The 15004-nt window shown below is 61.2% G+C and carries 12 protein-coding genes; 4 read left to right on the top strand and 8 right to left on the bottom strand.

Annotation, left to right across the window (positions count from 1 at the left end):
* Positions 1 to 191: 191 nt before the first annotated feature.
* Together FJU30_RS05690 and dsbB are read right to left on the bottom strand one after the other, a co-directional pair.
* Positions 192 to 533 (bottom strand): GlpM family protein, encoded by a 342-nt coding sequence (locus tag FJU30_RS05690; protein WP_150434020.1) that lies wholly within the window; start codon positions 531 to 533, stop codon positions 192 to 194.
* A 73-nt stretch (positions 534 to 606) separates the two neighbouring features.
* Positions 607 to 1137, bottom strand: coding sequence for a disulfide bond formation protein DsbB (dsbB, locus tag FJU30_RS05695; RefSeq protein WP_150434021.1), 531 nt, complete (start codon positions 1135 to 1137; stop codon positions 607 to 609).
* A 530-nt stretch (positions 1138 to 1667) separates the two neighbouring features.
* On the opposite strand from dsbB, the gene fadR reads away from it, so the two are divergent.
* Entirely contained in the window at positions 1668 to 2387 is a 720-nt protein-coding gene (fadR, locus tag FJU30_RS05700; protein WP_150434022.1) for a fatty acid metabolism transcriptional regulator FadR, read from the top strand.
* Positions 2388 to 2448: 61 nt separating this feature from the next.
* On the opposite strand, the gene FJU30_RS05705 is transcribed toward fadR, so the two are convergent.
* Positions 2449 to 3987: a SpoVR family protein gene (locus FJU30_RS05705; protein ID WP_150434023.1), complete on the bottom strand. Its 1539-nt coding sequence runs from the start codon at positions 3985 to 3987 to the stop codon at positions 2449 to 2451.
* Between the two features lie 278 nt (positions 3988 to 4265).
* On the opposite strand from FJU30_RS05705, the gene FJU30_RS05710 reads away from it, so the two are divergent.
* Entirely contained in the window at positions 4266 to 5531 is a 1266-nt protein-coding gene (locus FJU30_RS05710; protein ID WP_150434024.1) for a D-amino acid dehydrogenase, read from the top strand.
* Here the strand turns inward: FJU30_RS05710 and FJU30_RS05715 are convergent.
* From FJU30_RS05715 to FJU30_RS05735, 5 genes are all read right to left on the bottom strand, one after another.
* Entirely contained in the window at positions 5512 to 6708 is a 1197-nt protein-coding gene (locus tag FJU30_RS05715) for a multidrug effflux MFS transporter (protein WP_150434025.1), read from the bottom strand. The genes FJU30_RS05710 and FJU30_RS05715 overlap by 20 nt on opposite strands.
* 111 nt (positions 6709 to 6819) lie before the next feature.
* Entirely contained in the window at positions 6820 to 8586 is a 1767-nt protein-coding gene (locus FJU30_RS05720; RefSeq protein WP_150434026.1) for an ABC transporter permease subunit, read from the bottom strand.
* On the bottom strand, positions 8586 to 10097 hold the full coding sequence (locus tag FJU30_RS05725) for an ABC transporter substrate-binding protein (protein ID WP_150434027.1): 1512 nt from the start codon (positions 10095 to 10097) through the stop codon (positions 8586 to 8588). The genes FJU30_RS05720 and FJU30_RS05725 overlap by 1 nt, the downstream gene beginning before the upstream one ends.
* Before the next feature lie 115 nt (positions 10098 to 10212).
* Positions 10213 to 11049 (bottom strand): ABC transporter ATP-binding protein, encoded by an 837-nt coding sequence (locus FJU30_RS05730; protein ID WP_150434028.1) that lies wholly within the window; start codon positions 11047 to 11049, stop codon positions 10213 to 10215.
* A 6-nt stretch (positions 11050 to 11055) separates the two neighbouring features.
* Entirely contained in the window at positions 11056 to 11883 is an 828-nt protein-coding gene (locus FJU30_RS05735; RefSeq protein WP_223881502.1) for an ATP-binding cassette domain-containing protein, read from the bottom strand.
* Between the two features lie 261 nt (positions 11884 to 12144).
* Here FJU30_RS05735 and FJU30_RS05740 point away from each other — a divergent pair, with 261 nt between their 5' ends.
* Complete coding sequence (locus tag FJU30_RS05740; protein WP_150434030.1) at positions 12145 to 13347, top strand: CobW family GTP-binding protein; 1203 nt, start codon at positions 12145 to 12147, stop codon at positions 13345 to 13347.
* A 191-nt stretch (positions 13348 to 13538) separates the two neighbouring features.
* Positions 13539 to 14987: an alkaline phosphatase gene (locus FJU30_RS05745; RefSeq protein WP_150434031.1), complete on the top strand. Its 1449-nt coding sequence runs from the start codon at positions 13539 to 13541 to the stop codon at positions 14985 to 14987.
* Positions 14988 to 15004: the final 17 nt, after the last annotated feature.

The raw sequence follows: 15004 nt of genomic DNA on the forward strand, positions 1-15004 counted from the left end.
TTCCGTTCATCCGCCAGCGTAAGGCGGCGCTCATGGTTATCAGCCGATTTACCGTGAACGGATATTCGCCAGCTCGCGGGCAGTGATGGCGGAATACCGCTGACAACTCCAGGGCCACCGTCCGGTGGCCTTCATGTTACCTTCCAGCGCCGACTTTCGCCGGCCCAGCGTCGCTTTACCCGACTGCCTGCTCAACCGGCCTGATACCACGTCCATACCTTTATCAGCAGCGCCGCGGAAATGCTCCAGCACACCACGGCGGCGAACAGCGCCTGCGGCAGCCTCATCATAAAGGTAAAGCCGTATAGCGTGATCAGATAAACCAGATAGGGAACGATCGACCACATGCTGAAAATCAGCGTGGTGCGCAGGGCCTCAATGCCGCGCTCATTGCCGACGATATAATGCGCAATCAGGGCAAAGGTGGGAAACAGAGGAACCAGCCCGGCGATGTAGTAATTACGGGTTTTGGCGATCAGACTAATTAATATCACAATCCCCGCGCCAATGACGGCTTTGATAAATAGAGACATGGGCAACCACAGATTTGCAATACGGGAACAGGCCAGACGAGCGATACCGCAGCGCTCGTCTGGTCAACGACAGTTAGCGACTAAATAAATCGCGGCGTTTCGGCCGGAACGGCTGAGCGATCAGAACCAACAGGGCGACAATCAGATAGGCGGCGAAAATCACCATCATCCACTGCGGCATTTCCAGCGTCAGAAACTGCCATTGCCTTACCGAGCAATCGCCGGTGGCGCTGAATACGGCAGGCAGCCATTTATCGAGCGGCAGCCACGAGGGAAAGGAAACAAAGAAGTCGCAGGTAACAAACGGCGACGGGTGCAGCTGTATATTGGTGTGCTGCCAGGCCAGTTGCAGCCCTTGCCACGCGCTGTAGATCCACAACACTATCGCCGGGTAGCGCAGCGGCGTCGAGGGCGCGACGGCGCCCAGAAGGCTGGCGCCCATTACGCCAAACAGCGCGCAGCGCTGGTAGATACACAGTACGCAGGGCTGCAACTGCATGGCGTACTGGAAATACAACGCGACAAGCTCCAGCGCAAGGGTGGTCAGCGCCATCAATAGCCAGGCCGAGCGCCCCCTGGAGCAACGGTTAAGATATCGTAACATAAAGAATTTTCCATGCTAAATCGATAGAATCGGCAGTGTAAAACAATCCTGTTTTACTGCCGGCATTTCACTGTGCAAAACGTAAGAAAATGTCACTGCCGGCAGTTGGCCTGCGCGACAGGATACTGGTTGCCATCGTCACTTCATTTTTTTCTGCCTGTTCCGGCGGGTGTTGCAGGCCAGGGCGATCGGTATCCCGTTTACTATACATCATTCTTCCGTCATAAATGAGCCGTCAGCGCCGACATTTCTGTACCGAACGACGCTTCAGCGGTTCAACCGTAAGGCTCGGCCGGCCGTTTACGCTGATTCAGCCGCCCGACTGGCGCGGTCCGAAACCGGCCGCACGGCGCAGCGTCGCGCAGGCGAACGGGATTTTGTTCCGCCCGATGGCAACGCATTGTCTATAATGCATATAACCAGTAGCAAATTTACTTTTCTGTACTTTGGCTGGGCTAGGTCATGCCTGGGACATCTGGTATGATGAGTCCGATTTTCACTGGTCAATATCGCTACGGAATTTCAAAAAAATGGTCATAAAGGCGCAAAGTCCGGCGGGATTCGCGGAAGAGTACATTATTGAAAGCATATGGAATAATCGCTTTCCTCCGGGAACCATTCTGCCTGCTGAACGGGAGCTTTCCGAGCTGATTGGCGTTACGCGCACCACATTACGCGAAGTATTACAGCGTCTTGCCCGCGACGGCTGGTTAACCATTCAGCACGGCAAACCAACCAGAATTAATAATTTCTGGGAGACCTCCGGTCTGAATATTCTGGAAACGCTGGCGCGACTGGATCATGACAGCGTTCCCCAGTTAATCGATAATTTACTGGCGGTGAGAACCAATATCGCGGCGATTTTTATTCGCACCGCACTGCGCCAGCACCCGGATAAGGCGCAGGACGTGCTGGAGCATCGGGCCGGGGTGGATGATAACGCCGATGCGTTCGCCGAACTTGATTACAACGTGTTTCGCGGGCTGGCTTTCGCCTCCGGCAATCCGATCTACGGTCTGATCCTGAACGGGCTTAAAGGGCTGTATATCCGCGTCGGCCGCTACTATTTCTCCAACCCGAGCGCGCGTAAACTGGCGCTGGATTTCTACTCGCGGCTGGAGTCGCTGTGCCGCGAGGGGCTGTACGACCAGGTACTGGAAGTCGTGCGCCACTATGGCAAAGACAGCGGGGCTATCTGGCACAGCATGCAGAGCGCTATCCCGACCGATCTGGCCGACGCGCGGCGTTAAACCGGCGCATAGAGAGGAAAGAGGTTATCGGCCGGCGCCGATAACCCGGTGGCGGGAGGGATTAGTCGGCGCTGTTAATGCGCGGCGGGCAACGGTCCAGCAACTCCACGCTGCCGTCCTGATTCATCTGCTCCAGATAAACATCAAATCCCCACAGACGGTGCACGTGCTTCATCACTTCGCGGCAGCTTTTATCCAGCGGCGCGCGCTGATGGGGGATATATCGCAGCGTCATCGATCGATCGCCGCGCAGGTTGACGTTCCACACCTGAATATTCGGCTCCAGATTGCTCAGGTTGTACTGCGCGGACAGCTCCTGGCGCACCAGTCGGTAACCTTCTTCATTGTGGATCGCCTCAATCTCCAGATAATTATTACGATCGTCGTCCAGTACGGTGAACAGCCGGAAGTCGCGCATTACCTTCGGCGACAGGAACTGGCTGATAAAGCTCTCGTCCTTAAAGTTCTGCATGGCGAAATGCAGGGTATCCAGCCAGTCGCTGCCGGCGATGGTCGGGAACCAGTGGCGATCCTCGTCCGTCGGCGACTGACAGATGCGCTTAATGTCCTGGAACATGGCGAAGCCCAGCGCATACGGGTTGATGCCGCTGTAATAGGGGCTGTTGTACGGCGGCTGGTACACCACGTTGGTGTGGCTGTGCAGGAACTCCATCATAAAGCGTTCCGATACACGGCCCTCATCATATAAATGATTGAGGATGGTGTAGTGCCAGAACGTCGCCCAACCCTCGTTCATCACCTGGGTCTGCTTCTGCGGATAGAAATACTGGCTGACCTTACGCACGATACGCAGGATTTCGCGCTGCCATGGCTCCAGCAGCGGGGCATGTTTTTCCATGAAATAGAGCAGGTTTTCCTGCGGTTCGGCCGGGAAGCGTTGCTCCGTCTCCTGCGCCAGTTCGCGCTCGCGGCGCGGCAGCGTTTTCCATAGATCGTTGACCTGGCTTTGCAGGTAGGCTTCGCGGCTTTTTTGCCGCAGCTTCTCCTCTTCCAGCGAGATCTTCTGCGGTCGTTTGTAGCGATCGACGCCGTAATTCATCAGCGCATGACAGGAGTCGAGCAGCCGTTCGACCTCAACCACGCCGTAGCGCTCTTCGCAGTGGGCGATATACTGACGAGCGAAGATGAGATAGTCGACGATGGAGCCGGCATCGGTCCAGCTGCGAAACAGATAGTTGTTTTTAAAGAAAGAGTTGTGGCCATAACAGGCATGCGCCATCACCAGCGCCTGCATGGTCATGGTGTTTTCTTCCATCAGATAGGCGATGCAGGGATTAGAGTTAATCACAATCTCGTACGCCAGCCCCTGCTGACCATGCTTATAGCGTTGTTCCGTCTCGATGAATTTTTTACCGAACGACCAGTGGGAGTAGTTAATCGGCATACCGATACTGGAATAGGCGTCCATCATCTGTTCAGAGGTAATGACCTCTATCTGATGCGGATAGGTGTCCAGCCGGTAAAGTTTCGCCACCCGGTCGATTTCATCCAGATAGACCTGCAGTAAATCGAACGTCCAGTCTGGTCCGTCATCCAGACGCTGCGGGTTCCGTACCCGATCATCAACAGAAATAGCCATCAGCGCGCCCTCATTAATTACGGCGGGCACCTCATCATGCCCACACAGTTTAATCGTAGCTCAGTCTGATAAAAGTGAAGCAAAAACCGTAGCCTGGCGAATAAGAATGCGACAGTCCGGCTTCCCCTCTATTGTTGCCACAGGTCATAGATAAAAGCTATTGCCAGGTGAGATGACAATAATAATGCGCATGCTAAAGTAGCGGTTTATCCCGGTATCCGGGCGGATATCCAGCATATTGAACGGCCTTTTACTTTTATTGATGGAGTGAAGTAAAGATGCGGGTAGTTATTTTAGGGAGTGGCGTTATCGGCGTGAGCAGCGCCTGGTATCTGGCGCAGGCCGGACATGAGGTGGTGGTGGTCGATCGGCAGCCGGAGCCGGCGCTGGAGACCAGCGCCGGCAATGCAGGGCAGATTTCGCCCGGCTATGCCGCTCCCTGGGCGGCGCCCGGCGTGCCGTTAAAAGCGGTGAAATGGTTATTCCAGCGCCACGCGCCGCTGGCTATTCGCCCGGACCTGACGGCCTTTCAGCTGCGCTGGATGTGGCAAATGTTGCTTAACTGCGACAGCCGGCGCTACCGGCAGAACAAGGCGCGCATGGTACGGCTGGCGGAGTACAGCCGCGATTGTCTGCAGGCGTTGCGCCGGCAGACCGATATTCAATATGAAGGTCGTCAGGGCGGCACGCTGCAGCTGTTTCGCACCGCGCAGCAGTACGAAAACGCCAGCCGCGATATCGCCGTGCTGGAAGAAGCCGGGGTGCCCTGGCAACTGCTGGAGTCGCATCAACTGGCCAGCGTCGAACCGGCGCTGGCGGCGGTGGCCGGAAAACTCACCGGCGGGTTGCGTCTGCCGCACGATGAAACCGGCGACTGTCAGCTATTTACCCGGCGGCTGGCAGGGATGGCCGCCGACGCCGGCGTTACCTTCGTCTTTAACCGCGCGATCGAGCGTCTGTCGCTGGCTGGCGATCGGATCTGCGGCGTGCAGTGCGGGGGAGAAACACTGCAGGCCGATGCCTACGTGCTGGCCTGCGGCGCCTGGTCTACCGGCCTGCTGCCCGCCGGGTTGGCGATCCCTGTCTATCCGCTCAAGGGTTACTCGCTGACCATCCCGTTGCTGAATGAGGCGGCGGCGCCGATGTCCACCGTGCTGGATGAAACCTACAAAGTGGCGATCACCCGCTTCGACCAGCGCATTCGGGTCGGCGGTATGGCCGAAATCGTCGGTTTCAACATGGCGCTTAATCCGGCGCGCCGCCGCACGCTGGAGATGGTGGTGCGCGATCTCTACCCGCAGGGCGGGCGGGTGGAAGCGGCGGATTTTTGGTGCGGCTTACGGCCGATGACGCCGGACGGCACGCCGTTGGTCGGCCGCACGCCGCTGAGAAATCTCTACCTGAACACCGGCCACGGCACGCTGGGCTGGACGATGGCGTGCGGCTCCGGTCAACTGCTGGCGGATATTATTTCCGGCAAAACGCCGGCGATCGCGCATGACGACTTGTCGATCTCCCGTTACGCTAGCCGTTACGCCGGGTAACGGAAACCGGCTGACTGCCGCTTAGCCTGCGCGCGTAAAGCCCCAACAGCGCGGCGGTCAGCATCACCAGCGCCAGCCCAACTTTCGGCGCCAGCGGCAGCGCCATGGCGCTCAGCCCCAGCGCGGCGCCGCCCGCCATTTGCAGAAAACCAATCAGCGCCGAGGCAATACCGGCCTCGCTGGAGTAGGGTTCCAGCGCATAGCTGGTGGCCGGCCCAATCAGAAACGCCAGTCCGGCGCAGGCCAGTCCGACTGGCAGCATAAACGCCAGCCAATGGTTTTGCAGCGCCGCGGGCAGCAGCGCCACTCCCGCCAGCAGGCTGATAAAACCACTCGCCATCAGCAGGCAGCCAATGGTCAGACTGAACGGGCGGCCGGCCTTGCGAATGACCCTGCCGGCGAGAAAGCTGAGCAGCATGATCCAGAAACCGTTGGCGCCGAAGGCCAGCGAGAACTGCAGCGGACTCAGTCGGGCGTCGCTCATCAGAATCTGCGGCGACAGCGATACCCAGGTCAGCCCCATGCCCATCGCGCCGGCGTTGACCAGCGCGAAGCCGAGAAAGCGCGAGCTGCACAGGATGCGCGCGTACTGGCGCAGCGGCAGGCCCTGCACCGCACGAGTCGAATCCGGCCGGGTCTCCGGTAAAAAAAACGCGATGAGCAGGAAGACCAGCGCGCCATAGCCGCCCATAAACCAGAACGGAGCGCGCCAGCCCAACGCTTCCGCTATTAGTCCGCCGAACAGCGGCGCCAGCGCCGGCACGATATTCAGCGTACCGTTGAGAAAACTAAAGGCGCGCGCCGCCTCATCGCCGTCGAGACGATCGCGCACGCAGCTAAAACTTACGACGGCAGTACAGCAGACCGCCACGCCCTGCAGGATGCGCGAAGCGACGAACAGTGCGGGATTGCCGGCCAGCGCGGCCAGTATCGCGCCGATGATGTACAGCAGCGAACCGGCCAGCGCCAGCGGACGCCGGCCGTATTTATCGACCAGCGGGCCGGCGATCAGTTGCCCCAGACCGATGACCAGAATAAAGAGCGCGATGGTGGATTGAATCAGCGTTTCGCTGCTGTTCAGCCCAACGGAGATGGCAGGGATAACCGGCAGGAAAAGATCAATACCCAGCGGACCCAGCAGGATAATGGCCAGCAGCAACAGAATAAAGTTTTGCATAACGACAACGTGGCGACGGGGGACTTCGGATAGGGTAAAGCGCTAACCTATGGAAAGAAAGGATTATTTTTTTGACGGTGGCTTAAAAAACCCGGCCGCGGCCGGGCCAATTTAGCGTGAGCGGCGCGTCAGGTTGCCGAGAGAAACGGCCAGCACCGAGAGCAGCACCAGCGCGCCGATGGGGGCCAGCACCGTCCAGACCGCTCGTTCGGCGTAGGGCATGCCTTCCGCCAGCACGCGGCCCCATTCCGGCTGCGGCGGTTGCTGGCCGAGTCCTAGAAAACCCAGTCCGGCCAGCGCCAGCGCAATGCCCGGCAGGCGCAGCATCGCATGGCGCGTCACCGGACCGATCAGCGACGGAATAATATAGTGGGTCAGCAGACGCAGGCGTCCTACGCCGAGGACCGGCGCGATGCGCACGTGCGTCTGCGCGCGGGTTTCCACCGCCAGCGCGGCCGTGTGAGCTGCGAGCGGCGCCCAACTGACCAGCAGCACCGCGAGCGCCGCGCCGTAAAGGGTCGGGCCGAGCAGCGAGGCGATGAGCATCCCGGCGATAACCGGCGGCATGGCGTTGGTCACTTCAACCGGCCCGCTGAACAGCCGCGGGAACTGGCCGATGACAAGGCCGATCAGCAGGCAACCGAGGGTAACCGCCAGCGCTGTCAGGCTGGTGGTCAGCGCGCCGTGAGCCACTCGCGCCAGCAAATCGCGGCCGGTGGCGTCGGCGCCGAACGGCAGTCCGGCGCCGGGCGGCTGCAGCCGTTCGAAACCTGAACTCAACGCGTCGCGCGGCAGTCCGGCGGCAACCAGCGCCAGCAGCAGTACGGCCGCGCCCAGCGGGATAAGCCAGGCTCGACGGCCTGCGGCGATGCGGCCGGCGGGAATGGGCAATGCGCCGCTATCGATCGCCCGACCGAGCAGCAACCTGCGCAGGCTATTGGCGCCGATGCCGGCCAGCGCGGCAATCAGCAGCAAAATCAAAATACCGCACTGCAGCGCGGGCAAATCCTGTGCGGCGGCGGCGCCGAGCGTCGCACGACCAAGCCCGGGAATGGCGAACACCTTTTCCACCGCGATAGCGCCGCCGGTCAGTCCGACGATGACCAGTCCAACCTGAGGCATAACGGCCGGCAGCGTGCGGCGCAATACCGCCGCCAGTCGACGGCGAGCGGGTATGCCGGCCACGCTCCAGGTGAGCAGCCAGGGTTCGCTAAAGGTGGTGGTCAGGGCATCGCCCAGCAGCCGGCCCAGCAGACCGCCGGCCGGGATGCCCAGCGCCAGCGCCGGCAGAACCACATACTGCCAGCCGTGCCAGCCATAGGGCGGGAACCAGCGTAGCCAGACGGCGCCGGCCGCCAGCAGCAGCGACGACAGCAGAAACTCCGGCAGGGCGGTCAGCGCGGCGGCCCACAGCCCGCTGCTGCGTTGATTTTCGCCGCGGAGGCCGCGGCGCAGCGTGTTCAGGCACAGCAAGGCGGTGACCGGCAGCGCGACCAGCAGGGCATAAAACATCAGCGTCAGGGAGACGCCGGCCGCCTCCAGCATTCCGGGCAGAACCGGCCGGCCGGATACCCATGAATCGCCGGCGTCGCCCTGCAACAGGCGGGTCAGCCACTGCTGCAGTATCGCCAGCGGCCCCTGATCGAGTCCGAGGTGCTGACGAATCGCCGCCAGCGTTTCAGGCGTAGCCTCACGCTCGCTGGAGCGCGCGCGCAGCAGCGCCAGCGCAGGATCGCGCCCGGACAGCCACGGCAGTAAGCCGATCAGCGTCAGCACGGCGGACAGCGTCAATACGCGCGACAGCAGCGTCACCAGCGGCGACGGTACGCCGCCGACCGGCAGCCGCGCGCAGCGGCGGCAGAATTGCAGGACCGCCATCAGGGATTCCGCTCCGCGCTGAGCCGGGTTTGCACGGTGATCAGCGCGCGCTCGCGCGCATCACGCGCCGCGTCCTGCAGCCGGGCTGACTCGCCCTGAATGACGCGTTCGTGCAGTAACGGAATGGCCGCGTTGCTGGCCAGAATCAGCTTCTCCGCCGCCATAATCGCCCTCCGGCGCGGTTCGCCGGCCGGAATGGCGGCCGCCGCGGTCAACGCTTGATCGATGGACGGATCGCACAGTTGAGCAATATTAAAGGAACCGGCACAGGCGAAGTCGCTGTACATGTAGGCGACCGGATCGCCGGAGTCCAGCACCGTGGCGCGCGACAGAATAAAGGCATCGAATTTGCCGGCCAGCGCGTCGGCTTCAATATGCGCATACTCGCGCACTTCCTGCTTAACCACAAAGCCGGCGTCGCTGAGCTGCTGCGCCAGGTAGACCGCTACCTCGGGCAGTTCGGCCCGATCGCTGAAGGTGGCCAGGGTAATGACCGTTCCCTGCGGCGCGCGGGCGGCCACCGGGTTGGAGACCGGCTGACGCAGGCCGGCCGCCCACGGCAACGCGGGGCCGAGCAGTCCGCTGGCGATATCCGCCCGATTCTCATAGACGTTTTTCACCAGCGTCTGGCGGTTGATCGCATCGCGCGCCGCGGCGCGCAGCGCCGGATCGCGAAACGCGCCGCTGCGCGTGTTCAGGTAGAGCGTATTGGTGCGCGGCATCGGCACCTCAAAGACCTGGCGCTGGTCGAGCAGAGAAACCTGGGAGACCGGGATCGCCTCGACTAAATCGGCCTGGCCGGTGCGCAACGCGGCCGCACGGGCGGCGCTGTCCGGCACGAAATCGACGTCAATGCCGGTAGCGGCGGCGCGGGTTCCCCAGTAGGCCTCATTGCGCTGCAGCGTGGCGCTGCTGGTGCCGTGCAGCGCGGTCAGCACGAACGGCCCGGTGCCGGCGCCAATCGGATTCACCACGCCGTTAGCGCCATAGGCTCTGGCGGCCAGAATAGACAGTTGCGGGCTGGACAGACGCTGCGGGAGCAGCGGGTCGGGCGTGGCCGTGCGGATCAGCACGTGATGTTCATCCCCGGCGCTGACGGTGAGGCCGACGCCATCCAAAATACGCGGTTTGGGAACCGCGTGGCTGGCGGCGGTGAGCGTCTGCACCACGCTGGCGGATGTCAACGCCGTACCGTCATGGAAGCGGACGCCGGCGCGCAGCGTGAAACGCCAGTTGAGATCGTCGAGGCGCTCCCAGCCAGTGGCCAGCGCGGGCTGCGCTTCGCCGTTGCTATCCAGCAGCACCAGCGTTTCGGCGGTGCTCCAGCGCGATAGTTTGAAAGCGTCATCGCTGAACGGCGACAGCGCGGAGCGGGGCGGCTGCAGCATCGCCAGCCGGATTCGACCGTCGTGCGAGGCCGACGTTTGCGCCGGATCATCGAAACAGCCGGTCAACAGCACGCCGCCGGTGAATAGTACGGCGGCCAGCGCCAGAGGTTGGTAACGTGACATGGCGAACTCCTTGTTCATCAATAGACGAGTTATGCTTTTATTGGTTTGAATGGTCGGAACGCGACCTTAGTGCTGGCGCCGCGCCGGCAAAATCGTAATAAGTCGGCGGCGCGCTCTACGGTTCCTCTGCGCAATAAGCGGAAATATCGGGAATCGCCGCAATCAGCGCTCGCGTTTGCGGGTGTGCGGGCTGGGTCAGCAGTTCATGCGTCGCTCGGTCTTCGACTATTTTTCCGTCGTGCATCACCAGCGTGCGCCGGCACAGTCGAGCCACCACGGAGATATCGTGAGAAACGAGCAGCAGCCCCATTTTTTTCGTCGCCGACAACGTACTGAGCAACTGGATAACCTGCTGACGCAGGGGTAAGTCGAGGCCGCTGACCGGTTCATCCGCCAGCAACCAGTCCGGTCGCAGCGCGATAGCGCGGGCAATGGCGACGCGTTGCGCCTGGCCGCCGGACAGTTCCGCCGTCTGACGCTGCAGCAGCGTCGGCGCCAGCTCCACCTGTTCCAGCGCGTCGCGTACGGCCGATTGCACATCGCCGGCGAACGCCAGCCGGTGCAGCGGTTCGGCGATCAGCTGGCCGACCGTCATCCCGGGCGCCAGCGAGCTGGCCGGGTCCTGGGGAATATATTGCACCAGCCGCCGGTACCAGCGCAGCGCAGCCGTACTGGCCGGCAGGATATGGCGGCCCTGACACAGAATCCGCCCGCCGTCCAGCGGCTCCAGCGCCAGCAGCGCCTTCAGCAGAGTGGATTTGCCGCTTCCCGACGCGCCGACCAGACCGACCTGCTCGCCGGCATGGAGATCGAGACTGACGTTTGTCAGCGCGTGATGAACATGCCCTTTTTGCCAGATATGGCGGGCGGGCAGGTGAAAGCGCCGGCTGACGTTGTCCAGCCGTAGAAATGGCGTAGCGGGAGCGGCGGGGAGCGCGTGCAGAGTGTTCATGCGGGATTAGCTGGCCAATAGTGCGGCCGCAGAGGCCGGGGGAAAAGAGAGCGAGGCCGCTCTGGCCGCCGCTACCAGACTGCGGGTATAGGGATGGCGCGGGTTGCGCAGTAGATCGCGCAGCGGTCCCTGTTCGACGATCTCGCCCTGCGACATCACCAGCGCGCGCTCGCACAGCGCGGCGGCGACGGCAATATCGTGAGTAATGAACAGCAGGCCGGCGGCGGCTTCGCCGCGAGTGCAACGCTGCAGCGCGCGCAATACTTTGGCCTGAGTCACCATATCCAGCGCGGTGGTCGGTTCGTCCGCCACCAGCAGCGGGCTGCGGCAGGCCAGCGCCAGTGCGATGCATACCCGCTGGCGCTGGCCGCCGGAGATCTCGGCCGGATAGCGGCGGGCGATGTCCGCCGGCTGTTCAAAGCCGACGGCGCTTAGCAGCGGGTAAACCGCCTCCCTGCGCAGCGACTGGCGATCCGGCGCGGCGCAGCGCAGCGCCATCAGCAGCTGTTTTCCTACCGACACCAGCGGATTCAGCGCGACGGACGAATCCTGAAAAATCGCCGCCAGTCGCTGCGCGCCGCGCCGCAACGGAGCATTCACGCGCGTTACGTCATGGCCCTGGATGCGGATATAGCCGCCGATCTGACCGTGCGCGGGGGGAACGCCGAGCAGGCAACGAGCGGTAAGCGACTTACCGGAGCCGGAAGCGCCGAGCAGGCACAGCCGCTCGCCGGCATGCAGGGTAAAGCTGATGCGGTTGATTTTGCGCTGCCCCTGAATCATGAGCGTCAGGCCTTCCACCGCCAGCAGTGGCGGATGCGTCTGATTATTCATACCGGTCTTTTCGTTACTGTATATTTGGTTATGTAATAACATAACACAATCAATCGTCAGCAGGCTAACACAAATCCTCACGCCGATCTCCATATGATTGCGCAGGCGCGGCGCATCCCATGTTGCAACCGCGCGACACTCGCCATCGCGGTTCACCTCTGAGCGGGGAGCGTCGGGGCCAGGCGTCTCCGGCAAGTCACTGGTGGATTTATTTGTGATGTTATAAAGTAACATTACAAATTGCGCAATCTGGTTTTCTCTATGACGAAAATTCCTCTGACTATCCTGAATGGTTTCCTCGGCGCCGGAAAAACCACGTTACTCAACAGCCTGATGACCCAGGCGGCCGACGACGCCTTCCGGCTGGCGGCTATCGTGAATGATATGAGCGAGCTGGATGTGGATGGCGTTCTGGTGGCTAATAACGAGCGTGCCGGCGCCGGGCGAAAAAATATCGTCAGCATCTCCGGCGTCAATATCAGCAGCCGCGCCGGACTGGCCCGACTGGAACAGGCGTTCGACCAGTTGCTGCGCGACGCTCGCCCCGCACACATCGTGCTGGAAACCTCCGGCAGCAGCCATCCGTTGCCGCTAATCCTGTTTCTGCAGCGCCATGCGCGCATCCGGCTGACCGGTTTTCTGTCGCTGGTCGACGCGCTGTTGCTGGCGCATGATTTTGCCGACGGCGCGGCGGTGAGCGAGCAACTGCGCGATAACCTGCGCGGTCAGCGACGCGGGATGGTGAATCTGCTGGCCGGCCAGATCATGTATGCCAGTCGTCTGATTCTGAGCAAAAGCGATCGCCTGCCGCCTGCGCGTATCGGGAAAATCGCCGCGGCGATTCACCCGCTGAATCCCTGGGTGGATATCATCGCCAGCCAGTGGGGCAACCTGCGCCTGGCCGATGTCGTGAACCTGCCCGACTATGATTTTCATCGGGTGGCGCGGCTGAGTGAAGAGCTGCTTGATGAAGTTACCCGGCAGAACGACGGCGCGGCGCACCAGCCGGCCTGGAATATCGGCTCGCGCGTGATCCGCGACGCGCGGCCGTTTCATCCGCAACGGCTGTGGCAGGTCTGTCATCGCTTTCTTGGCCGCGGAATTCACCGCAGCAAGGGTTTTTTTTGGCTGGCCAGCCGGGACGATATGGCGCTGCTGTGGAATCAGAGCGCGGGCAGCATCAGCCTGGGCGTTGTCAGCTACTGGAAGGCTGCGGTGCTGAACGACATGAGCAATCACCTGACGGTGGAGGAGCGCGCCATACTGCGCCGGCAACTGGCGAATTACCCGGCGCGCTTCGGCGATCGCCGTTGTGAACTGACGGTCATCGGGCAGCAAAATGAACTGGACGGGTTTGTCGATGCGCTGCACGGCTGTTTTTGCCGTGAGGACGAAATAGCTCGCTGGCAGCGCGGCGAGACGTTTAGCGATCCGTGGCCGCGGTCAGTGGTGCGGGTAGGATAGCCGGGACTAAATCGCCGTCCGCCGGCGGACGAAACGCCGCGGCTTACCCCGGCGAACGGGGAGAACTAAGCCAAATTGCGACGCGCAGGTGTCATCGTAGTGATTTATAACCGTCAAAAAAGTGTCATACAGCCAAGGTAATGTAACCAGGATTTTTCAAAATGTAATATTCCACGACAAGGATTATACCTATGCGTATGTTTTCTACCGCGCTGCTGGGGTTTGCTCTCAGCGCCCCTCTGGTTACTCAGGCTGTTGCGCAGGACGTAACGCCGGTTAAAGCGAAAAACGTTATTCTGCTGATCACCGACGGTGCGGGAGTGAATACCTGGCATGCCGCCAGCTATTACCGCCACGGTGCGCTGGGCCACGAGGCATACGATGATTTTGACGTAAAACTGTTTGCCTCCACTATTCCGTTGAACACATCAAACACGCCGACCAACACCCAGCAGGGCGCCGTGACGTTCGATGGCGAAAAAATCTGGGGTAAAGAGAAAGTCGATACCGAATTCAAAGGCAGTCTGGGCACCTATCCGGGCTATTTCTCAGGTTATGATTATCTGCGCGCGGATTATACCGACAGCGCCGCCGCCGCCACCGCGCTGGCCTCCGGCCACAAAACCTACAACAACGCGATTAACTGGTCCAACGACAACAAAAAGCTGAAAAATATCGGCGAATACGCGGTGGAAAACGGCAAAGCGCTGGGGGTCATCACGTCGGTGCAATGGAGCCACGCCACGCCGGCCGGTTTTCTGGCGCATAACGCCAGCCGCAATGAATACGCCGCCATCGGCAAAGAGATTATCGAATCCGGCCGGGCGACGGTAGTCATGGGGTCCGGTCATCCGCTCTTCGATGAGAACGGCAAAGCGATTAAGCCGAAAAACGACAAGGCCTGGCGTTACGTCGGCGGCAAAGAAATGTGGGATCGGCTGGTGGCCGGTAAAACCGCCTATAAGCACATAGAAACCAAAGCCGATTTTGAAGCGCTGGCTAACGGCAAACTGGATCTGGGCAATAAAACCAAACTGCTGGGGACGGTACAGAATAACGCTACGCTGCAGTTTAACCGTGCGGGCGTCGCGGCCGGCAATCTGCTGCAAAACCAGCCGGATCTGGCCACCATGACTCGCGGCGCGCTGAACGTCGTCGCGAAAAATCCGCAGGGTTTCTTCCTGATGGTTGAAGGCGGGGCGGTCGACTGGGCGGCGCATGCCAATAATCTGCCGCGTCTGATCGAAGAACAGATTGATTTTAACCAGGCGGTCGAAGCGGTGACGGCGTGGGTGGATGAAAACAGTTCATGGGATGAGACGCTGGTGATTGTGACGACCGATCATGGCAATGGTCTGCTGCAGGGGCCGGATTCCAATGTGAACGCGTTCTCCGATATCGTCAACCAGGGCGCGGGCGCATTGCCGCTGGTGCGCTGGCACAGCGATACCCATACTCGTGAGCTGGTGCCGGTCTTTGCTAAAGGTCCGGGCGCGGACTTCCTGCCGTCGGTGGCGAAACCGAATGCCGGTCTGGCGACGTACCACGTGGCGGAAGACAGCCAGCAATATGTCGATAATACGGATATTTTCCGCACCGTGGCCAATGCCTTCGGCATCAAAACCGCGGACGACAAATAAAAGGCCTCGCCCGACAG

This window comes from Affinibrenneria salicis (assembly GCF_008710095.1).